The sequence below is a fragment of the Pseudomonas sp. 9Ag genome (assembly GCF_902506445.1).
Classification (GTDB): domain Bacteria; phylum Pseudomonadota; class Gammaproteobacteria; order Pseudomonadales; family Pseudomonadaceae; genus Stutzerimonas; species Stutzerimonas stutzeri_AB.
In genome coordinates this window covers 1,377,120-1,399,662 of record NZ_LR733836.1, presented here as the reverse complement: position 1 = coordinate 1,399,662, position 22,543 = coordinate 1,377,120, and the positions used below count along the sequence as shown (strand labels likewise).

At 59.1% G+C, this 22,543-nt stretch carries 15 protein-coding genes; 9 read left to right on the top strand and 6 right to left on the bottom strand.

Annotated elements, in window-relative coordinates; genetic code table 11:
• The first annotated feature begins 185 nt into the window (after positions 1-185).
• Positions 186-1,178 (top strand): TRAP transporter substrate-binding protein, encoded by a 993-nt coding sequence (locus ALTERO38_RS06265; RefSeq protein WP_102835505.1) that lies wholly within the window; start codon positions 186-188, stop codon positions 1,176-1,178.
• A 148-nt stretch (positions 1,179-1,326) separates the two neighbouring features.
• On the opposite strand, the gene ALTERO38_RS06260 is transcribed toward ALTERO38_RS06265, so the two are convergent.
• From ALTERO38_RS06260 to ALTERO38_RS06245, 4 genes are read right to left on the bottom strand one after another with little or no spacing between them, the layout of a single operon-like run.
• A complete protein-coding gene (locus ALTERO38_RS06260) occupies positions 1,327-2,802 on the bottom strand; it encodes an efflux transporter outer membrane subunit (RefSeq protein ID WP_159967685.1) in 1,476 nt (491 codons plus the stop codon).
• Entirely contained in the window at positions 2,799-5,903 is a 3,105-nt protein-coding gene (locus ALTERO38_RS06255) for an efflux RND transporter permease subunit (RefSeq protein ID WP_159967684.1), read from the bottom strand. Before ALTERO38_RS06255 ends, ALTERO38_RS06260 begins: the two co-directional genes overlap by 4 nt.
• Before the next feature lie 46 nt (positions 5,904-5,949).
• The gene (locus ALTERO38_RS06250; RefSeq protein WP_159967683.1) at positions 5,950-9,030 is read right to left on the bottom strand and encodes an MdtB/MuxB family multidrug efflux RND transporter permease subunit; all 3,081 of its coding nucleotides are present in this window, start codon (positions 9,028-9,030) and stop codon (positions 5,950-5,952) included.
• Entirely contained in the window at positions 9,027-10,271 is a 1,245-nt protein-coding gene (locus ALTERO38_RS06245; protein WP_159967682.1) for an MdtA/MuxA family multidrug efflux RND transporter periplasmic adaptor subunit, read from the bottom strand. The genes ALTERO38_RS06250 and ALTERO38_RS06245 overlap by 4 nt, the downstream gene beginning before the upstream one ends.
• A gap of 272 nt (positions 10,272-10,543) precedes the next feature.
• Here ALTERO38_RS06245 and ALTERO38_RS06240 point away from each other — a divergent pair, with 272 nt between their 5' ends.
• From ALTERO38_RS06240 to ALTERO38_RS06220, 5 genes are all read left to right on the top strand, one after another.
• The gene (locus ALTERO38_RS06240; protein WP_159967681.1) at positions 10,544-12,010 is read left to right on the top strand and encodes a lipid II flippase MurJ; all 1,467 of its coding nucleotides are present in this window, start codon (positions 10,544-10,546) and stop codon (positions 12,008-12,010) included.
• Between the two features lie 101 nt (positions 12,011-12,111).
• Positions 12,112-12,516 carry an antitoxin Xre-like helix-turn-helix domain-containing protein gene (locus tag ALTERO38_RS06235; RefSeq protein WP_159967680.1) on the top strand — a complete coding sequence of 135 codons (405 nt, stop codon included), beginning with the start codon at positions 12,112-12,114 and terminating at the stop codon, positions 12,514-12,516.
• A complete protein-coding gene (locus ALTERO38_RS06230; protein ID WP_159967679.1) occupies positions 12,510-13,202 on the top strand; it encodes an RES family NAD+ phosphorylase in 693 nt (230 codons plus the stop codon). Before ALTERO38_RS06235 ends, ALTERO38_RS06230 begins: the two co-directional genes overlap by 7 nt.
• Positions 13,203-13,424: 222 nt before the next feature.
• Entirely contained in the window at positions 13,425-14,390 is a 966-nt protein-coding gene (locus tag ALTERO38_RS06225) for an XdhC family protein (RefSeq protein ID WP_159967678.1), read from the top strand.
• 1,527 nt (positions 14,391-15,917) lie between these two features.
• Positions 15,918-16,223 (top strand): DUF736 domain-containing protein, encoded by a 306-nt coding sequence (locus tag ALTERO38_RS06220; RefSeq protein WP_159967677.1) that lies wholly within the window; start codon positions 15,918-15,920, stop codon positions 16,221-16,223.
• Between the two features lie 585 nt (positions 16,224-16,808).
• On the opposite strand, the gene ALTERO38_RS06215 is transcribed toward ALTERO38_RS06220, so the two are convergent.
• Complete coding sequence (locus ALTERO38_RS06215; protein ID WP_159967676.1) at positions 16,809-17,501, bottom strand: YetF domain-containing protein; 693 nt, start codon at positions 17,499-17,501, stop codon at positions 16,809-16,811.
• 376 nt (positions 17,502-17,877) lie between these two features.
• Here ALTERO38_RS06215 and ALTERO38_RS06210 point away from each other — a divergent pair, with 376 nt between their 5' ends.
• From ALTERO38_RS06210 to ALTERO38_RS06200, 3 genes are all read left to right on the top strand, one after another.
• Positions 17,878-18,384 carry a RadC family protein gene (locus ALTERO38_RS06210; RefSeq protein WP_159967675.1) on the top strand — a complete coding sequence of 169 codons (507 nt, stop codon included), beginning with the start codon at positions 17,878-17,880 and terminating at the stop codon, positions 18,382-18,384.
• Positions 18,385-18,755: 371 nt separating this feature from the next.
• Positions 18,756-19,796 carry a hypothetical protein gene (locus ALTERO38_RS06205; RefSeq protein ID WP_159967674.1) on the top strand — a complete coding sequence of 347 codons (1,041 nt, stop codon included), beginning with the start codon at positions 18,756-18,758 and terminating at the stop codon, positions 19,794-19,796.
• 733 nt (positions 19,797-20,529) lie between these two features.
• The gene (locus tag ALTERO38_RS06200; protein ID WP_159967673.1) at positions 20,530-21,693 is read left to right on the top strand and encodes a DUF4832 domain-containing protein; all 1,164 of its coding nucleotides are present in this window, start codon (positions 20,530-20,532) and stop codon (positions 21,691-21,693) included.
• 609 nt (positions 21,694-22,302) lie between these two features.
• On the opposite strand, the gene ALTERO38_RS21755 is transcribed toward ALTERO38_RS06200, so the two are convergent.
• A complete protein-coding gene (locus ALTERO38_RS21755; RefSeq protein WP_372239404.1) occupies positions 22,303-22,527 on the bottom strand; it encodes a winged helix-turn-helix transcriptional regulator in 225 nt (74 codons plus the stop codon).
• Positions 22,528-22,543: the final 16 nt, after the last annotated feature.

The window sequence follows — 22,543 nt, the reverse complement described above, 5'->3', positions numbered from 1 at the left end:
CGCAGAGCAGTCGCTCTCAGCGGCCAAAGTGTGACCTGTTGCAACTCCCGCTCCCTCAATTATGAATTCTGTGAGAAAGCCCTTTTTACGGTGCGGCTTATTTGGCATAACGCTTCATTGAAGCTCAATCACATCCGTCTCCCGGATGTCATGCCAACCCACCAAAAATAAAGAGCCTTTTCATGATCAAGCCGATCATCACCCTCGCTGGCCTGGTGCTGGCGTTGACCGCAACCGCGGTCGAAGCTGAGCCGATCGTCATCAAGTTCTCGCACGTCGTCGCTGAAGACACCCCGAAAGGCAAGGGTGCCCTGCTGTTCAAGAAACTGGTTGAAGAGCGTCTACCCGGCCAGGTGACCGTCGAGGTTTATCCCAACTCGACACTGTTCGGTGATGCCAACGAGCTTGAAGCATTGGCCAACGACGAGGTGCAGCTGCTGGCGCCGTCGTTAGCGAAGTTCGAGAAGTACACCAAGCAGGTGCAAGTGTTCGACCTGCCATTCCTGTTCGACGACCTGGAGGCCGTCAACCGGTTCCAGAAGCGCGCCAAGGGCCGCCAATTGCTGCGCTCGATGGAAAAGGAAAACATCACTGGCCTGGCTTACTGGCACAACGGAATGAAGCAGCTATCGGCAACGAAGGCGCTGTTGCAGCCGAGCGATGCCATGGGGCTGGCGTTCCGTATCCAACCCTCAGCCGTTCTGGAATCGCAATTCTCCCAGGTAGGCGCAGCCACCAAGAAGATTCCGTTTGCCGAGGTCTACACCTCGTTGCAGAACGGCACCGTCCAAGGGGCAGAAAATCCCTGGTCGAACATCTACAGCAAGAAGATGCACACCGTGCAGCCCTACATCACCGAATCCAATCATGGCGTGCTCGACTACATGCTGGTGAGCAATACGCGGTTCTGGTTTGGCATACCGCATCAGCTGCGTACCGAGCTGGAAGGCATCATCGACGAGGTCACCTTCGAGGTGAACCGTGCCGCGGAAGAAGCCAACCAGGCCGACCGTGAGCGGATCCGCAAAGCGGGCACCTCGGAGATCATCGAACTGACGCCTGAACAACGCGAAGCCTGGCGCGAAGCCATGCGACCGGTGTGGCAAGAATTCGAACCGGTGATTGGCGCTGACATCATCAAGGCGGCGCAAACGGTCAATCGCAAGCAGCGCAACTGATTACTTCCCGCCTTTCCTCCCAGCCGCGGCAGCAACGCCGCGGTTTGCCAACGCCGCTCGGCGAGTCCATAAGTTCTTTAGCCTTCTACTAACCTCTCAGCGTGCAGCCTGCTCGCCGGAAGGCGGTTTGCACTCACGCGTTCGTTGGTCAGCGCTCTGACGCCTCCAGTACGGGTTCGAAATCCAGCTGCGCTTCTTCCCATCCGCCGCCTAGCGCCGCGATCAGTTGAACGCTGGCGGCGAGCTGATCACCCAGCAGCGTCAGATAGGTCCGCTCGTTGTTCAGCGCACTGGTTTGCACGGTGGCAACGCTGAGGAAGTCCACGGTGCCCGCGCGATACTGGTTCTGGATCAGGCGCAGCGATTCCTGCGCGGCCTCCAGCGCTTGTCGCTGAACCACGGCCTCAGCCGCGAGAACACGCAGTTGCACCAGGTTGTCCTCGACCTCACGGAAGCTGTCGAGCACCGTCTGGCGATAGTTGGCCACTGTCAGGTCATAGTTGGCTTCGGCAGCTTCGAGGTCAGCGCGACGGCCACCAAAATCAAGCAATGTGACTGCCAGCTGCGGACCGAGCGACCAGAAGCGGTTGGGAAGGCTGATCAGGTCAGTAAAACTGCTGTTTCGATAGCCACCGCTCGCGCTCAGTGTCAGGTCCGGGTACCAAGCTGCTTCGGCCACGCCGATCTGTGCATTGGCCGCGATCACCTGACGTTCGGCCGACGCGATATCCGGGCGACGTTCAAGCAATTGCGAAGGCAGTGCCAGCGGCACTGCCGGCAGCTCCGGAATCTCGTCGAGTTCGGCAATGTTCAGCTCTGCCGGCGGCACCCCGACCAGCACCGCAATAGCGTGCTCCATCTGAGCTCGCTGCCACTGCAAGTCGATGGCCTGAGCCTCGGTACTCCGGAGTTGGGTCAGTGCCTGGGTGACATCGGACTTCGGCACGATGCCTGCGCGATACTGGTTTTCCGTCAACCTCAACGAGCGAGCAAAGGCTTCGACCGTCTGATTCAGCAAACGCTGCTGTTCATCCATCACGCGCAATCGAAGGTAGGTCTGGACGAGCTCGGACTGCAGGCTCAAGCGGACAGCGGCCACGTCAGCTGCAGTGGCCTGCATATTGGCTCGGTTGGCTTCCAGATTGCGCCGCAGGCGACCCCATATATCCAGTTCCCAGGCCGCATCGAGCCCCACGCTATAACTCTCGCTGATGCCGCTGAAACTGCTGCCAGTCAATGCGGTAGATGAGGTCGAACTGCCCTGCCCGGCACGTGTTGCGCCAGCGCTGCTGCCTACCGCAGGAAACAGCTGTGATCGTGCCCCCATAACCAGTGCCCGCGCCTGGCGGTACTGCGCTTCAGCAGCCGCCAGATTCTGGTTGGAGACATTGAGGCGCCCAACCAAGGCATCCAATGCCACATCACCGTATAGCCGCCACCAATCACCGCGCTCCAGCACATCTGCCGGGTTGGCAACCTTCCAACCTTCGGCCTGCTTGAATTCAGCAGCCATTGGCAGCGCTGGGCGCTGGTAGTCAGGGCCCAAGGTGCAAGCGCCTAGGGAGAAAGCCATGCCGACAAGGGCCAGCTGGCGTAGGGCGTACTTCGAAAACAACTGACTCATAGCGGATTTTCCAGGGCGGCGTCGGTGCGGACACCGCGCCAGCTGTTGAATCGATGCCGCGCGCGGTCCAGATACAGGTAGACCACCGGCGTGGTGTAGAGCGTAAGGATCTGGCTGAGGATCAGGCCACCGATAATCGTCAGACCCAGCGGCTGGCGCATTTCCGCACCTTCGGCGCCGCCCATTAGCAATGGCAACGCACCGAGGATCGCCGCCATGGTGGTCATCAGGATCGGCCGAAAACGCAACAGGCAGGCCCGACGAATCGACTCATCCGGCGGCAGGTGCTCGTTACGTTCGAACTGCAGCGCCAGATCGATCATCAGAATCGCGTTCTTTTTTACTACCCCGATCAGCAGGAACAGCCCAAGCAAGGAAATCAGACTGAACTGCTCGCCCGTCAGGATAATTGCCAGCAACGCGCCGACCCCGGCAGAAGGCAGCGTGGAAAGGATCGTCAGCGGGTGGATATAACTCTCGTACAGCACGCCGAGCACGATGTAGACGAGCAGCAATGCTCCAAGAATCATGAACGGCTGGCTTTCTTGAGCGGCCTTGAAGACATCACCCGTGCCTCCCAGGCGCCCTTGGACTTCGCTCGGCAGCCCTATCGCCGCCACTGCGCGCTCGATAGCCCGCGTCGCTTGATCCAGGCTGACACCGGGCGCCAGATCGAAATCGATGCTCTCGGCAGCGAATTGCCCATCATGGCTGACCCGATCCTCCTCGAGACTCCGCTCGTAACGGGCAAAGGCCGAGAGCGGCACGCGTCGGCCGTCGCTGGTGATCACCTGGATCTGCTCCAACACTTCAGGGTGCTGGGCATAGCTCGGGTCGATTTCCATAACAACCCGGTACTGGTTGAGCGACTCGTAAATGGTGGATATCTGCCGTTGGCTGAAGGCGTTGTTGAGCAAGGTCGTCACCGTGCTCATGTCGATGCCAAGCCGCTTGGCCGCGTCACGGTCGATCTTCAGGCTGATCTGCTGGGCGCCCTCGCCTTCGTTGGCGTCGATACTGGTGAGCTCCGGCAAAGCCTTGAGCGCCTGGGTCACTTGCGGCACCCAGGTGCGCAGATCAGCCAGATCGCTGGCCAACAGGTTGTAGGAATACGCTGAACTGCTCTGCCGACCGCCACCAAATTGCAGATCCTGATCGGCCATCAGGAACATCCGACCACCCGGCACTTTTGGCTGGTTCTTGCGAATACGCTCAATCACTTTCTGCGCAGAAATCTTGCGCTCATCCAATGGCTTTAGCCGGACGATCATGAACGCATTGTTGATACCGCCCTGCCCGCCGATAAAGCCCGCCACGCTTTCCACGGCTGGGTCGGCCAGTACTGCCTTGCGGTAGGTTTCCATCTTTGGCTGCATGACCTGAAACGACAAGCCGTCGTCGCCGCGAATAAAGCCGGTCAGCTGGCCTGTGTCCTGCTGCGGCAGAAAGGTTTTCGGAACTTCGATGTACAGAAAAACGTTGAGCCCGATGGTCGCCAGCAGCGTAATCAGGGTGATCCGATGATGGCGCAGCGCCCAGCCGAGAGACCTGTCGTAATGGCCTAACAGCCATTGGTGGGCATTGTGACTCCAGCGATGCAGGCGCCCGTCATGCTCAGGCTGGTGGGGTTTGAGCCAACGTGCGCAAAGCATGGGTGTCAGGGTCAGCGAGACCAGCAACGACACCAGAATGGCGGCCGCCAGGGTGATGGAGAACTCTCGGAAAAGCCGTTCGACAAGGCCGCCCATGAACAGAATCGAGACGAATACCACCACCAGCGACAGGTTCATCGACAGCAAGGTGAAGCCAACCTCACGGGTGCCGATATAGGCGGCGCGCATCGGCGGCACACCCTGGTCGATATGTCGTGCAATGTTTTCCAGGACCACGATGGCGTCATCGACCACCAGCCCAGCGGCGAGGATCAAGGCCATCAGCGATAGCACGTTGAGCGAAAAACCGAACAGGTACATCACGGCAAAGGTGCCAACCAGCGATACCGGCACCGCCAGCGCCGGGATCAACGCGGTCCGCACTTTGCCGAGGAACTGGAACACAAGAACGATCACCAGCCCGACAGCAATCAGCAAGGTTCGCTCGGCCTCATGCAGGGTGGCGCGGATCACCGGTGAGCGATCCATTGCGACGGCCATGTTGACACTGCCCGGCACGATCGCCTGCAGAGCCGGCAGCTCGTTACGAATTCCCTCGATGGTTTCGATGATGTTGGCGCCGGCCTGGCGGTTTATGACCAGCAGCACGGCGCGGTCGTTGTTGAAGAAGCCGTCGTTGTAACGATCTTCCACCCCGTCCCTGACCTTCGCGACATCGCTCAGGCGAAGTGCTGCGCCGTCCTGATAGCGAATGATCAGCGGCAGGTAATCTGCGGCTTCATGCAGCTGGTCACTGGCCTGCACCTGCCAGTGGCGGTCGTCGTCTTCGACCATCCCTTTGGGTCGCCGAACATTCGCGTTGGCGATGGTCTGGCGGACCTCATCGAGTGAAACGCCGTACTGTTCCAGTTGCTGTGGTTGCAGCTCGACCCGGACGGCAGGCAGCGAACTCCCTCCCACCTGCACCTCGCCAACCCCAGGGACCTGCGATAGCTTCTGCGCCAGAATCGTCGAGCCGATGTCGTATAGCTGCCCCTTGTCGAGCACGTCGGACGTCAGCGACAACACCATGATCGGTGCCTGGGCTGGGTTGATTTTGCGGTAGCTCGGCATGCTGCGCATCCCGCTGGGCAGCAGATTGCGCGAGGCATTGATCGCCGCCTGCACATCGCGGGCGGCACCGTTGATATCCCGCTCCAGGTCGAACTGGATGACGATGCGGGTCTGCCCCTGGCTGCTGCGACTGCTCATCTGGCTGACGCCTGCGATGCTTCCGAGGGAGCGCTCCAGCGGCGTCGCCACGCTCGAAGCCATGATTTCGGGGCTGGCACCGGGCAGGCTTGCCTGCACGGTGATCACCGGAAAATCCATGTTTGGCAGTGGCGAAACCGGTAAGAGACCAAAGCTGACGCTGCCCAGCAGCAGGATCGCCAGGCTCAGCAACATGGTCGCGACCGGGCGCGCGATGAAGGGGGCCGAGAGGTTCATGGCTGCGGGTCGCCGCCAACCGGGGAAGTCTGCTCTGCTGCCAGGGTCATGTACGCACTTCCTGCACAGGCCGCTGCTTGCGGCCGAACCGGTTGCCCAGTCGATCAAAGAACAGGTAGATCACGGGCGTGGTGAACAGCGTCAGCAGCTGACTGAGCAGCAGGCCGCCAACCAGTACCAGGCCCAGCGGCTGGCGCAGCTCGGCACCGGAGCCTGATGCCAGCATCAGCGGCACCGCACCGAACAATGCCGCCAGGGTCGTCATCAGGATGGGCCTGAAACGCAGCAACGCCGCACGGTAGATCGCATCCTGCGGGCTCATGCCTTGGTGGCGCTCGGCCTCCAGCGCGAAGTCGATCATCATGATGGCGTTTTTCTTGACGATGCCGATCAGCAGGATGATCCCAATGATCGCAATCAGCCCCAGGTCGTTGCCCGTCAGCAGCAAAGCCAGCAAGGCGCCGACCGCAGCCGACGGCAGCGTCGAGAGAATGGTGATCGGGTGGATATAGCTCTCGTAAAGCACACCGAGCACGATGTACATGGTCACGACTGCCGCCAAAATCAGCAGCAATGTGCTCGACAAAGACGCGCGGAAGGCTTCAGCCGCGCCCTGGAACCGGCTCTGGATTCCTGCCGGCAAATCGATCTGTGCCTCGACGCTTTCGATGACTTCCACCGCCTTACCTAACGAAACGCCATCAGCCAGATTGAACGACAACGTGACGGCCGGGAACTGACCAATGTGATTGATCAGCAGGGGTGCGCTACGTTGTTGCAGCGTTGCCAGGCTGGACAGCCGAACCGGGGTTCCGCTCTCGCTCTGCACGTACAGCTGCTCCAGCGCCTGCGCGCCAAGGCGGTTGTTTGCCTCTGCTTCGAGCACAACGCGGTACTGGCTGGCCTGGGTGAAGATCGTTGAAATCTGCCGTTGGCCGAAGGCGTCGTACAGCGCATCGGTTATCGCCGATATTTCGATCCCCAAGCGGGCCGCGGCATCTCTGTCGATATCCAGGAAGATCTGCAACCCGTCACTCTGCAGGTCGCTGGCCACATCGGTCAGCTCCGGGCGCTCACGCAACGCTGCCACCAGGCGTGGCGTCCACTCCTGCAACAGCTCACCATCGGGTGACTCCAGGCTGAACTGAAACTGCGTGCGGCTGACCCGGTCCTCAATCGACAGATCCTGCACCGGCTGCATGTACAGCTCGATGCCCGGTAGTTTCGCCAGCTCAGGCCGCAGCCGATCAATCACCTGGCTGGCGGTGACATCACGTTCGCCATGGGGCTTGAGGTTGATCAGCATCCGCCCGCTGTTGAGCGTTACGTTGTCGCCATCGACGCCAATGTACGACGACAGGCTGGCCACCGCCGGATCAGCCAGGATAACGCGCGACAAGGATTGCTGGCGTTCGCTCATGGCGCGGAAGGAAATCGACTGCGGCGCTTCGCTGATGCCTTGAATCACACCGGTGTCCTGCACCGGAAAGAAGCCCTTCGGCACCGCCAGATACAACACCACCGTCAGACCCAGCGTGCCCACCGCCACCAGCAGCGTCAGGGTCTGGTGACCCAGCACCCAGGTCAGCCAGCGGGAATAACCTCCGATAAGGCGCTCGACCCAGTCGGGCTTGCCCTTTTCAACGGCTGCGGGCTTGAGCAGCTTGGCGCACATCATTGGCGTCAGCGTCAGCGAGACCACCAGTGAAATCAGGATTGCCACAGCCAGGGTGATGGCGAACTCGCGGAACAGCCGCCCCACTACGTCCTGCATGAACAGCAGCGGAATCAGTACGGCAATCAGCGACAAGGTCAGTGAGATCAACGTGAAGCCGATCTGTCTGGCACCTTTCAGTGCGGCCTGCAGCGGCGTCTCACCCTCCTCCACGTGGCGTGCGATGTTCTCGAGCATGACGATGGCGTCATCCACAACGAATCCCGTCGCGATGGTCAGCGCCATCAAGGTCAGGTTGTTCAGCGAGAAACCGGCAAGGTGCATCACCGCGAAAGTGCCGATCAGCGACAGCGGCACTGCAATCGAAGGAATGATGGTCGCCGACAGGCGCTTGAGAAATACAAAGGTGACCATGACAACCAGGAAGGTCGCCATCAACAGTTCGTGCTGCACATCGGTGATTGCAGCCCGGATGGTCTGCGTACGATCAGTCAGCACCACCACATCGAGACCGGTCGGCATGCTGGCGGTCACCTCAGGCAGCAATGCCTGAATCCGTTCGACCACCTCGATCACGTTGGCGCCGGGCTGGCGCTGGATGTTCAAGAGCACGGCCTGACTTTCATTGGCCCAGGCGGCCAAGCGCTCATTCTCAGCCCCGTCGATAATGTCGGCGACATCCTTCAAGCGCAGCGTCGCGCCGCCCTCGTAGGCCAGAATCAGCTCAGCGTATTCCTCCGGCGTTTTCAGCTGATCATTGGCATCGAGCATCGACACGCGGGTCGGGCCATCGAAATTACCCTTGGGTTGATTGACGTTGGAGCTGGTCACCAGGGAGCGCACGTCAGCCAGCGACAGGCCGTAAGACGCAAGCGCCTCCGGATTGACCCGTATACGCACTGCTGGTCGCTGGCCGCCAGCGATGCTGACCATACCGACGCCGCTTATTTGCGCCAATTTTTGCGCCATGCGGGTATCGACCAGGTCGTGCAGCTCCGGCAGGGCCAGACTTTCCGAGGTCACCGCCAGTGTCATGACCGGCGTGTCAGCCGGGTTGACCTTGTTATAGACCGGCGGTGCCGGCAGATCATTGGGCAGCAGATTGCTTCCGGCGTTGATAGCCGCCTGGACTTCCTGCTCGGCAACGTCGAGCTCAACGTCCAGCGAGAAGCGTAAGGTGATCACCGATGCGCCGCCAGAGCTGGTGGAGGACATCTGCGTCAGGCCGGGCATCTGACCGAACTGCCGTTCCAGCGGCGCAGTCACCGCGCTGGTCATGACCTCCGGGCTGGCGCCGGGGTACAGCGTCATCACCCGGATGGTCGGATAATCCACCTGGGGCAAGGCGGACACCGGCAGCATGCGGTAGGCGATCAGCCCGGCCAGTAGGATCGCGATCATCGTCAGGGTGGTGGCCACCGGCCGAAGGACGAACAGCCGCGAGATGTTCATCGCGCCGGACGCTCCTTGGTGCTCTGAGTATCGGCCTTCGGAGTCGCAGCCGCTTCGTCGGCAAGTTTCTGACGATCCACCACTTCGACTTCGCTGCCGTCACGCAGGCGGTCGGTGCCCTCCATGACGATTCGCTCGCCGGGGTTCAAACCGTTCACCACGACGGTCCTGTCGCCATTGCTCGGACCGACTTCGAGCACCCGCAGCTCAACCTTCGAGTCCTCACCAACGACATACGCGTAGTTGCCGCGCGAGCCGAACTGCAGTGCTGCCGAAGGAATCAGAACCGCACCAGGCAAGGTTTCCACACGCAGGCGAGCATTGACGAACTGGTTGGGTATCAACAGCTCGGCCTCGTTATCGAAGCGCGCCTTCATCTTCAGCGTGCCAGTGGTGGTATCGATCAGATTGTCGAGACTTTCCAGTACACCTTCACCTAACAGGGTGCGCTCGCCCCGGTCCCAGGCCTGGACTGAAAGCTCTTCACCGCTGCGGAACCGGGAGATGACCGGCGGCAGCTCATTTTCGGGCAGCGTAAAGGTGATTGCGATGGGCTGGGTCTGGGTGATCACTACCAGCGGCGTGGTGTCGTTGGCCGCGACAAGGTTGCCCTGATCCAGCTGACGCAGGCCGACGCGGCCATCTATTGGCGCGCGAATTTTGGTGAACTGCAGGTTCAACTTGGCCTCGTTGACAGCGGCCTGGTTGGCTGCAAGCGTTCCCTTGTATTGATTGACCAGTGCCTGCTGCGTATCAAGCGTCTGCTTGGCAATGCTGTCGTCGGCGAACAGACCACGGTAACGGTCGAGGTCCAGCTGCGCATTCTGCAACAAAGCGCGGTTTTGCTGGAGGGTGCCTTCGGCTTGCTGCAGTGCCACTTCATAAGCGCGGGGATCGATGACGGCCAGCAGATCGCCGGCCTTGACTCGCTGGCCCTCCTCGAAGTGAATCTCCACCAGTTCACCGGCCACGCGGCTACGCACGTTGACGGTATTCAACGGTGTAACGGTGCCAAGCGCCTTGGCGTATACCTCGAACTCACCTCGTTCCACCGGGGCAACCCGCACGGGCGTGGGGCCACCAAATGCGCCGAAAGCCGGACGCCCACCCGCCTGCTGTGGCGGCGTCTCGTCCGCGCTTGGCCATAGCCACCAGAGCAGCAACGCAATCACAACAACCACGCCGCCGATGATTAGCCAACGCCGCATGGAGCCCGCAGAAGAAGTAGTTGCCTCGGACATGAACTGGGTTCGCCTGAAAATGAGCGTGAACCATAAGCAGTCGCGCTCCGCTCGCAAAGGGGATTTACGGCATTTTTACGTATCAGGCTTTGTAGCAACCCGAACCGATGGCAAAACGCTCCATGCCGGCGCAGGAACCATGCTTGAGCCATCCAGTCTATGTATCGTTCGCCGGGACGCTGACCAATGTGGCTCAGCGGAATCGTCCCGTATTCGATGAGGCATGCCGCTATTTTCAGGCCGTCCGATAATGGCCTGCACAGGATCAAGGAATGAACGCATCACTGGTCATCCTGGCGTTAACAATTGCCAGCTTTCTACTCGGTTTTCTACGCGACCTGTTTATCGCCAAGTCTTTCGGACTGAGCTGGGAAGCGGATCTGATATTTGTCGCACTGATCCTGCCGATGTTCTTCGAGAACTTTCTCGGCCTCGCCCTGCGCGATGCAATGATTCCTTACCTGCAAAAGCTACGCAGCCAATCCGAAGCCCTGTTTGAAGCCGTCAGCCGCTGGCTCTATTGGCGGGTCATGCTCATGGGCGCAGCTGTGAGTGCCGTCGCCATCATTGCAAGCTATTGGATTCTGAACATGCTGGCGCCCGGCTGGACGGACGCTCAGGTTGCCGCCGGCCAGATCGTATTCTGCGTAGGGGCGGTACTGGTCGCCGTTCAGGCGGTTTTGTATTGCCAGGGTGCACTGCTGAACATGGATGAGGTGTTCATCCTGCCGATGACCCGGACGGTGCTGCTCAACGCTGGCGCGATCGTCGGCATCCTGCTGTTCCAACCCACCGGCATGGTGATCTTCATTGGCATGCTGCTGCCTCAGCTGGCGCTGATCCTGGTCCAGCATCGGCGTATCGCATACCTGCGCGGCGACAGCAAAGTCGAGACAAAGGGGCATGCAGGTGGCTTCGGTCTCGCGTTCGCACCCGTACTGCTGGCGGCCGGGGCGCAACAAGCCTGCATTCTTGCCGAGCGGATGTTCGCCTCCTTCCTGGAGGAAGGCAGTATCACGATGCTGTCGTTTGCGTTTCGCATCGTCACCATTCCGCTCACGCTTTACGCCTTGTCCGTGCTCTCGGTGCTGTTCCCCCGCTTCGTCTCGAGCTGGAACGATGGCGATCTCAGCGGCCATGGCGCCGTTATTCGCAAAGGATTGCTGGCGACACTGCTATTTCTGGTTCCGGCGTCCGTCGTGCTCTGTTCATTCCCGCGACCGGTGGTCTCAGTACTATTGGAACGGGGGCAGTTCGGCGCAACACAAACCGACGCCACGGCCTCGCTGGTGGTCCTGTATGCACTCGGTCTGCCCGCGATGGGCTTGGCGCTGCTGTGGGGACGTGCGCTCCTGGCGCAGCATCAATCACGGTTGTTCCTGGTGATCATGCTGGTCAGTTCTGCCTTTACGATCGGCCTCGATGCGCTGCTCTACGGACCATATGGTGCCGAAGGTCTGGCCGTTGCGTTTAGCAGCGGCGTGACCCTCCAGGCGCTCTTCATGGGACTGTACGTCTATCGTGCGTCGCCTGCAGGCTTGGCTCCCGGCGTGCTCGGGCGCTGGCTCGCTACCGCCGTCGTGGTCGCAACCGCACTGCATTGGTTGCCTTCCCCGCACGGGCTACTGCAACTGTGCCTGTATATAGGCCTGGTGCTCTGTGCTTTCGCGCTGGGCGTGGTGCTGCTCGGCGAAAGGGACCTGTTCAAGCCGGCGTACTGGTCCATGAAAAAAGCCTGACGGCAATTTTTGCTGCCACTTAGTCCGATAGCGTCGAGTTTTGTCTGTAGATACATGATGTGCTACTTTTAATTCTACAGACACAGCCAGGCAGCTTAACTATGGCAGCAGTTCTCCAAGCACAAGCATTCACGAAGGACCAGTGCGCAACCGGTCTACGGGCTGCGGTGAACATTCTGGAAAAATGGCAGACAACCACCGACCAGGCGTGCACGATTCTTCGGATATCACGGAGCACCCATAATCGCGCCAGGTCAGGCGATGCTAGTTGGTCGGTCAGCCTCGACCCGGACCAGATGCAACGCATCAGCTTCGTTCTGAACATTCATGCCGCACTTCGGCTTGTTTTCGACAACCCGGAGAATATGTATGGCTTCCCAGCGATGGCCAACCATAACGAGTTCTTCAATGGGCGCTCACCGCTGGAAATCATGGCTCAGGGTGACATGGTCTCTCTGTACGAAACGTTCCGACGCATCGATAGCCTGCGAGGCGCTCAGTGGTAAGCCCGAGTCAGCTGCCCAGACTGGCTGATGTCGAGCAACAGGCCTATCGGCTGGTTAACTCGAAGTTTCCACCCATTGCCTTGTTCGATGATGTCGCCGATGCCGACGAGTTCGAAACGCTCTACCAGCTTCAAGCCCTGACCAATCCACGGTTACGAAACGAGACAGGCCGTCTGGAGCTGATCGCGCGCGCTGAAATACCCTTCGGCATACCCGGCTGCTCATATGCCACTGCTCCGTTTACCCATGTAAACCCGGCCGGGTCGCGTTTCAGCGACGGTAGCTTTGGCGTGCTTTATCTGGCCAGCACGATGGATACAGCGCTTGCTGAAGTTCGCCATCACCAGGACCGCTACTGGTCGAAGGTGATTGGCCTGAGCTATGAGCGCTTTGTTTTTCGCGGCTTGTCGTGCCGCTTCAGCGAAGCCGGGATGCTCGATGCGATGCCCATCCCAATGACGGATCCGCTCTACGACCCTGAGGATTATTCGAGCGGCCATCGCCTCGGGCGACTGCTCAGAAAAGGTCAAAAGCCCGGCTTGCGTTACCACTCCGTACGCAAATCGGGTCAGCATTGCTGGGCATTGATGACCCCAAAGCCGGTGACCTCGATCATTCAAAGCGAGCATTACGAGATGGTCTGGAACGGTTGCATCTCAAGCGTCAGTTCAATCAGCGCGATCTGAAATCGCCGCTGAAGATGGCTACCTTGCAGACCGACCGGCACGCGTCGGGCATAGGATCATATCGGAAGTAGTAGATAAAACCGCTCAAGCGTCCGGCGCGCCCTCCCCCCAAGCTTTGCCAGCACCTTACAACCCAAAGCCCCCATGCAGCAGAACGCGCTTCGGACGGGTCCGATCCATAACGGGCGGGTCGGCCTCGTCGAATTGTCAGGGGAGACAGACATGCAACACCTTGATCTGCAGGTGATCAATCAGGCGCTTAAATGGGTCTCGGAAGGACATGACATATGGTTTTGTACCGTGTTGTCGACCTACGGATCGGCGCCACGAGCGCCGGGCGCCCTCCTCGCTGCCCGGGCAGACGGTGCGCACGTTGGCTCATTGTCCGGCGGTTGCGTCGAGGAGGAATTTCTCGCCTGTCTGGCGCAAGGCGAATTACAAGCGCCGGCCCAAATCGTTCGCTACGGCGAAACCGATGATGACCGGCGACGCCTACAGCTGCCGTGCGGCGGCATCCTGCAGGTGCTGGTGGAGCACCACACATCGAGCGAAACATGGCGCACTCACTTGCTCATGCTACAAGCAGCTCTGCAAGGCCAACAGCGCCTGCTACGACGAGTAGACCTGACGACTGGCGCCGCTGAACTGCTACCTGACCAAGGTGGTGAGCAGACCCGCCTTGAGGGTGAGCAAGTCGATATCCGCATCGGCCCCGCGCTTCGGCTGCTGCTCGCAGGTGTATCGCCTGTTGCACAGGCGTGCGCCAGTTTCGCTCGGGCGCTTGGTTGCGAAGTGATTGCCTGTGATCCCCGAGACGAGATGCAGGGCACGCTGATCGAAGGCATCGAAGTGCAGCCGGTGTTGCCCTCCGTGTTTATTGCTTCTGGCGCGTGTCACGAGGCCACCGCCGTGGTCGCGCTGACGCACGATCCACGCATTGATGACCTCGCGCTGATGGAGGCGGTACGAACTCCAGCGTTCTACATCGGCGCTATGGGGTCGCAACAGACCTCCGCCAAGCGAGCCGAACGGTTGCAGCGCGTGGGTGGACTCGACGAACAGCAAATCGAGCGCATCCATATGCCCATCGGACTGGATCTCGGCAGCAAGACACCGGCTGAAATTGCCCTCTCGGTGATGGCTGATGTACTGCGGGTCTATCGAGGTAAAGCGCGGGACGCGCTTTGAAAAGCGATATCGGAAGCCATTTGCCCTGCCAGCAACAGTGTCTGCTGCAAGGCAACCACAGGTGACTTCCTGCGATTGAATCACTGTCATAAACATCTGAGTTATTCAGCGAATCCGTGAAAGCCCCGCCGCGCTTGCCCTGCGCGCGTTATCCACAAAAGCTGTGGATAAGTCTGTGAACACATGATGGATGACTTGCTCAAACGCCCGGCTCACGTGGCTTTGGTACAGATCGTCGAGTTTTCAACCATATCCAAAAAAGGCTTTTAATTCAGTTACTTAAACAAATCTACCTAACAAACGAAACGGCGCAGACGTCGGGCAGGGAGCTTTCCAGACCTGAGTGTGCATAACAATTCTTGTCAACGACTTTTTTAGACAGAATTGGCACTTGTAGCCATAGACGCGGCGCCATATTTGCTCTCCACATTTTCACCGTGATGGCAGCTCGATTAATCGTCACGCCTGCACAACGAGCCAAAATGCCACTAGAGCACAATCATCCAGCCGCTTCGGCTGACTCGATCCGTCGCACTCTGCAGAGTTGACCAGCGTTTACCGATCTGGAGCTTGGGTCTAAAAAGGCTGGGCGATGTTGCATCTGGCCAGCACTGGGGAAGCTGAGCGGGCAATAGATAACCCGGCTACAGCAGAGAAATGGTCTTTGAGCCGTAAAGAAGCACAGGGGATATCGAAGAATGCAGTCCGGCATTCACGCGCGCAGACACATGGAAATCGAAGCGCCGCCATTCCCATTTCCCAGATACGCGAAAGCCCCGATAAACGGGGCTTTCGCGTTTCAGATGGTGCGGACGGAGAGACTCGAATTGTTAGTGTAAGTCACTGAATTCAAAGGTAATAATTAACGTTAGGCAGTGGTTAGGTACACATTTTCGTACACATGAAGGCACGTTGGATACGAGCGCTAAATCACTAACCTGCTGCCTTCTCCAACCCTACCAGCTGCGGCTTCTTGACGCACCTGACGCCGACTTTCAGCTGTCCACTTCGGAACCGATTACCACCGCACCGCCATTGGATTCCATTCTTAACACGCCCAGCCTAGATGGAGTTAGCCTCGCTAGGTCGCTGTTACAGCCACGGTCGATGAACATTGGCCGTGGAGACTGTTGGGGCTTCTCGCAGCCGAGCTCGGCTACATGAACTCATCCCGCAGCACGCTGCTGAGCTGTCTGTAACTCACCTCCAGACTCTCCTAAAGGCACAGGCTCGAGCCGCCATTTCGGAATGTGGCGAAGACCTGAGACATGGCCTGGCCCAATTCGGTTGGTCAGCCCCTGCGTCCTTGGCTCGTCGTGAATCCTGGCGGGATCGGGCCTAGGCCCGCAACCGTTCGCACCAAACATTTTCCCCGCCGGCGAGCGGCTTCCTCGCGCGACAAAATGTTCGGTGCTCACGGTCCTCCTCTACGTTTCGGCTGCAGCGCAGTGCGTTCGGCCCTCCCTCGCCGACCGGTTCACAACAAGGACGCGATAGGCGCGACCTTGAATCCGAAAGGAGCACATCATGGCCATCATCGGCACCTTTACCAACACCAAAGACGGCTTCACCGGCACCCTGCGCACCCTCTCGTTCCAGGCCAAGGTGAGCTTCGTTTCAAACACCAAGAGCAGCGAGCACGCGCCCGACTATCGCATCCTGGCTTCCGGCGGATACGAAATCGGTGCTGCCTGGGAGAAACTCAGCCAGTCGGACCGTCCGTACCTGTCGGTGAGCATCGATGATCCAACTCTGCCCGCCACGGTCTACGCCAACCTCATCGAAGGCGAGGATGGCAGCCATACGCTGATCTGGAGCCGAAAAGCCGGATAATCGCCAAGAGCGCCCTGCCTCAGCAGGGCGCTTTTTGCGCTTCGCCTGATGAAATATGGAAGGCAATAGCGATCAAATCGCCTTAGCGGATTCGCGACTCAAACCATGGCCGGGTTGTACGCCCCCGACGGGTTCGCAAACGGGACCATCGCCAGTTGTAGCTGGCTTGAAGAGTCCCTCATCAGCCAGACGCTGGACCGCTCGCGCGAACGAACAATCATTTCCCGGCCACGAAGCGCCAAGATTTCTTGCCGTGGCTGTTTTGGAATCTCCGCGTTCGACCCATGCCGGTCTCAGTGACGGCCTGCCGTTGCGAAACATGTGGCTCTAGAAGTTCGAGAGCACGGCCCTCTTTACCGAGATGCTGTTCATGCCCGCTCACACATCAAGCCCCTCAAGACCGTCAGCGTCCGTACCCTTTAGCGGAGGCCACCGCCGTTCTGCTTGAGGCTTTTAGCCAGTTCAGCACTTGGCAGAAGCGGTTCCGTGTCGCGCTTTTGGCGCTTCAGCGCCCCGTCCCACTCTGGTCGGCAATCCAGGCGTACTCCTAAACTAATCCCAAGGCGAAACATGTGACGCCTAACATTAGCGCTGCCGTGGATCGCTCAAGGCGGTCGACCATTTATTATTTCCGCAGCGAGGACAGACTTCGTGCTGATGGCTGCCTATGTTTTCAATATGGCCACAGCGCGAACAAGCATATATAGCGGTGGCCGGAACTCGCTCATAGGTGGGGCGGTGCTGCGGAGGCAAAACGGACAGCCCTGGCTTTACCGCCTCTGGCGCGTAATAAAACAGGCTCACATTGCCATCGGTTTCAAGGATGCCCAGGCGCACCTGACCAAGATGTTCAACCCCCTGTATACGCAGCTCCATGAAAAACTCGTCGGCGGAGATGTTCAAGCGGTTCAGGCTGTTCAGCTCATAAAGACCATCTCTGATAATCGTGACTGGCTTGCCTTCCATCCAGTCGGAAAACCGAATGCTATGGCTCATGAGCAGAACAGTGAGCCGATAGACAAGCAGCAGCGTAGCGAACACAGCGGCGATAGGCAGCAAGGGTACATCTTCGTAGAACGAGACGTCGCCCGCGGCGGAACCAAGGGTAAGAATTACGACGAGTTCAAATAGCGACAACTGCCGAACGCCACGGCGACCGCTGATTTTCAGGAAGAGGAATACGATGACAAACGCAAAAAGCGCACGGAATGCGACTTCACCGAGAAAGGCGACTGGAAACTCGTCCAGCAACATGCGCTGCCAATCAAAAGCGGTCATCTACTGCTCCGTCGATCTCAATACGTTACGTTCAGACCGTCACCGCTGACATTCGATCATCTGCCGGGCATAGCGGCTTCCTGACTTCTTCGCTGTTATACATCGAGATCGCTGGCCATTTCAGCTCTCTGCTCCAGCGCACCTCCTTCGGGGTTGCACTTGCGCGCTCCGCTTGCCGTACGTGTCGGTGAGTCCGTGCCAGAGAGTGGGGAGGCGGTCTTGCTGGATCCTTCACCTTGTCACGGCGTGCTCGCCGTCAAGGGCTGCACGCTTCGCGCTGGCGGCCGAAGGCCGGCGATGCCCCTGTGACCGCTTGCGCTGCGCCGTGCCGGGTCGGTTCCGGGCAATTTCGCCCGAGCAACTGGAGCATGCTGCCATGTCTCAATTCTCCTTCTCTTTTGGTTCCTCTCTTCTGGTGCGTGACGACCGGGGGTGCTACCTCCCAGCGACGGCCGATCAGATCCTGGAGGCGGCGCGTCGAGTCGTCGATCAGAGGATCTGCAACGGGGCACCGTTCGCGTCGCCAGACATCGTCAAAGAGTACCTGGGCGCCAAGCTCGCAGGACTTGAGCATGAGATCTTTGCGGTGCTGTTTCTCGACAATCAGCATCGGTTGATCCAGTACGCCGAAATGTTTCGAGGGACCATCGACAGTGCCTCGGTATATCCGCGCGAAGTCGTGAAGAAAGCGCTCAAGCTCAATGCAGCGGCAACCATCCTTGCGCACAACCACCCGAGCGGGCATTCAGAGCCAAGCCAGGCGGACAGGACTTTAACAGCCCGGTTGAAGGAGGCGCTGGGGCTGGTTGAGGTCCGGACGCTGGATCACATCATTGTGGCGGGTCGCGAGCAGGTGTCGTTTGCGGAACTGGGGCTGCTGTAAGCGAAGCGGGGCTTCGGCCCCCTTCTCCTCCACGGCGTGTTCCAGCAGCCCGTACATCCGTCAATCGGCGCCGGCATCAGACGGCGCCTTGTGCGCTAATCGGCTGGCAACTGGCCCCTACTGCAACCGCCGGTCAATTTGCCAACAGCGACATTGGCCGGCCAGGTACGCCTGTTGCGGAGCATCAATGCGATTGTTATCAGCGAGATGACGGCATAGCGGTGGAGATCTATAAGCCGGAAAGAGACGAGTGCTAACCGGCCATCTGTTAGCCGCCTTGTGCGCTAGCGCAACCCGAACGTACCGACAAGACTCCTATTGGCTTCGCCTGTGATGTACGGAGCTCATCCAACGCGAAACAGGAGACGCCAATGTCCAAATTCACTTCTATAGCGGCTGCGCTTTTATGGATGGCAAGCAGCAGCGCCATGGCCAACGATCAAATTGCTGAGATCGAACAAAACGGTATTAACAACAGCGCTGAACAGACGCAGCGTGGCGTCATGCTGCGATCGTTCATCCAGCAGAACGGCACCGTGAACAACGCAATCATTGAACAATCGGGGTTAGGTAGCGAAGCTGGCCAGGCGAGTATCGAACAAACAGGTAACCTGAATTCCGCCGCAATCTACCAGGTAAACGGAAGCCGGCCTGGGATGGCAAGCGCCGAGATCTACCAGGAGGGGACGTCCAATACCGCCACGCTTGAACAGCATGAGTACTTCGGCGAATTGGCGAGCACCGCAACCTTCTACCAAGAAGGTACAGGCAACCGGATTGCTGCCCGCCAGACATGGGTAGGCAACGGGCTCGACGTCGTGTCCATCGGTCAGGATAACGTGGTCGAAACGAATCAAACCGGCTTTAGCACCGCAGAGGTTCGGCAGAGCGGCAGTGCGAACCTCTTGCGCCTGGAGCAACTGAGCAGCGGCTTGGGCGGAGGTTCGGCTGTAATCGAACAGGACGGCACGGCAAATCAGGCAGACGTCCAGCAGCGTTCCGGACGCTATCCCGCCGCTGATGTACTGCTGCGGCAAACCGGTGTCGCCAACGTCGCGCAGATCGAAGCCCGAGATGGCCACAGCACTCTGGATTATGCCCAGCGGGGCACCGGAAACAGACTTGACGCCTACATCGCCGGGCATAACAGCAGCCTAACCGGCTCTTCGGAAGGAGATTACAACACAGTGATAACGTCGCAGATTGGGGATGACAATAGTCTGGCAATCAATCAAATGGGCTCCTACAACGAGATAGAAGCCAACCAGAACTTTAGCGCTCATGAAGCATTGATCAGCCAAACGGGTAACAGCAATCAGGCTGTCCTGATGCAAGCTGAAGGGCTGGTCAGTCATTCGGCGAGCATCATTCAAAACGGTACCGGCAACGTAGCCAGCGTATTACAGCAATAGAGACTCCGGCGGCCTGCCGGGGACTCTCGGTGAGGCGTGCTCAGTGAGCGGCGGGAGCTTCCCACTCATCTCAGCGTCTATCAGAGCGAGTTTAGGATGCGCTGCTCGCACCCTCGTTCGCGGGGACAGACGTTGAACTTTTGAAAGGGTGAGCTAACAACACCTTCAGCGGGAAGCCGAGGCAAGTGCCTATCAAGCCTGGCAGTTGTAGCCTTTAAGCTACAGAAAAGCTCTGATTCATCTCTTTTGTAGCCCGTAAGCTACCAATGTTGATGATACTTGTAGACCGCAACTCCAGCTAGCTGACGGTACCCTGCTGCCGTGCGGCGTTCATGCGTAACCCCTGTAGCTGGGCCTCGCCAGCGTCTCAAAGAAGATCAAGCGTCTGTGTTAACGGATGCGGCGTTGGGATCAGGGACCAGCGGCCTTCGCCAACTGCCCCACAGTTTTACGCCATAACCGGCAGGAATCGCCCAGAAGCGGTCATTCAGCACAATAAAAGAAATCTGTCACGCTAATCTTCTACGGTCGTGGACGCTTGGTGTCTAGACTTTGGCTCCGCATCAACTACAGAAGAGATGTCATGCAGATATGCCGCCCCCTGCTGCACGGGTTCACCACCGCCGCGCTGCTGACAGTCGCGAGCGCATCGCAGGCCGACGCAGTGCAACGCTCGAGTGTCGCGGACTATGTTCCGGTACCGCTGCATTCTTCGATCGACCGGGTGCAACCTATGACCGGCATCGTGTTGTGGAACGACAACACCCGTGATCTCGACGCGCTCGGCGAAGACGTGCAACTGGAGTTCGCCTACTTCAAGTACAGCGATGTCGTCACCGAGTCGGGCGTCTACGACTGGTCACGGGTCGATGCCGCGCTGGCGTCCTCGGCGGGGCGTGGTCACCAGATGATTTTGCGCTTTCACGACACCTATCCCGGGCAAACAAAGGTCTCGATTCCTGCCCACGTCGCAGGTGCGCCCGATCATGCGCTGAGCTACCACAAGATTGAGGGTCAGCGGACGTTCGTGCCGGACTGGCGTTCGCCCACGCTACAGGCGTTCATCCTCCAGTTCTACAGCCGGTTTGCGCAGCGCTACGACCGCGATTCACGTCTTGCCTTCCTGCAGGTCGGTTTCGGCTCCTATGCCGAGTACCACCTCTGGGACGGACCGTTGAAGCTCGGCACCACGTTTCCGTCGAAGGCCTTCCAGCAGCAGTTTCTGGCGCACCTGGGCGACACATTCATAAAGACGCCGTGGTCGCTGTCGATCGACGCTGCCAGCACCAAGTACACGCCGTTCTCGGCGGTACCGGCCCTGCGGCAGCTGCGCTTCGGCCTGTTCGACGATTCCTTCATGCACGAGACGCATTCGGAGAGCAATCAGGAATACAACCGCGCCTCCTGGCTGTTCTTCGGGAGCACACGCTATCACCACAGCCCCGCAGGCGGCGAATTCAACTACTACAGCGATTACGATCAGGAGCATGTGCTGGCCCCGAACGGTCCCTGGGGACGGAGCTTCGAATCCTTCGCGGCGCAGTATCACATCAGCTACATGCTCGGAAACGATCAGCCCGGCTATCAGCCGCGCTGGCGGATTCGCGAGGCGTCGATGGCGACCGGCTACGCGTTCCGGATCACGGCGCTCTCCAGCAATGGCGACTGCGTGCGTATGACGGTGCGCAACGAAGGCGTGGCGCCGATCTATTACGACGCCTGGCCAGCCGCGGATGGTCAACGCATGGGCACTTCGTTAAAGGGGTTGCTTCCCGGCGCGGAACGGACCGCTGCGGCATGTATTGGTCAGCATGCGCGGGCGGCACTGGACATCAGCATAGAAAGCGATCGCCTAGTGCCAGGCCAGCGCATCCAGTTCAACGCCTCGACGCCGTAAGTGCATCGATAAGAGGCTATGGGGCTTCATCAGTGGCCCTGAACCGGTATCGAGATCACGCACAATCCCGACGCGCCGTCTAGCGCGCCCAGGCCGTTGGCGCATCTGAGTATGCGCCCCGAATCGATCCTTTTTGTTTCGAAGGTGATATCCGCTTTTTGGCCGTTAGCGGCCTGCACCAACACCCGCTAACGGCCTAAAGCAGATAGTAGCCTCAGCCGGGCAGGGTGATTTTGGCCGTTCATAACCGGCAGCATGGGACCCGAAACGGTCCAAGTATGAAGGGTTAAAGTGGCTGGGAATTCCCGCTGGAGAGCCGGGCCACCCAGCTTTACGCTGCCCCGTTAATGTTCTCGCTCCATGAAGTAGGGGCGTTGGTATTGGGGATACGTTGGGTGGCCAACTGAACGGACGGCGCACTGGCCAGCTCAGCGCACAGCACACTGTCGAAGGCTTCAGCGGTGTTAACCGCAGCACTTCGCCTTGAACTCAAGGCCTCATCCTTAATGGTAGGCAAAGACTGGAGCGCGCCGACCGATACTGTTTCAGCTGACCTGTTGCGCCAAGCCATCCGGACAGAACAAAAAATGGCCAAGGCCTACCAGGGCTTTAAAGGTAAGTTGCACATAAATGACTGGTCAGTTTGTGACGCCTTCGCGAGGTCGTAGGAAAGCCGTGCGTTATAGACCTCCTCACCATGACCAATGACCAAGCGCAGAACAGCTCAAAGGGTACGCGTAATGATGCTCCAGGCGGGGTGATTGCATATTGCGCTCGAACTGGCTGAGTGAGCAAAACGGTGCGCATGACAAAACCATTTCGTTCTAAGCGCAAGAATGCTTGTAAGTTC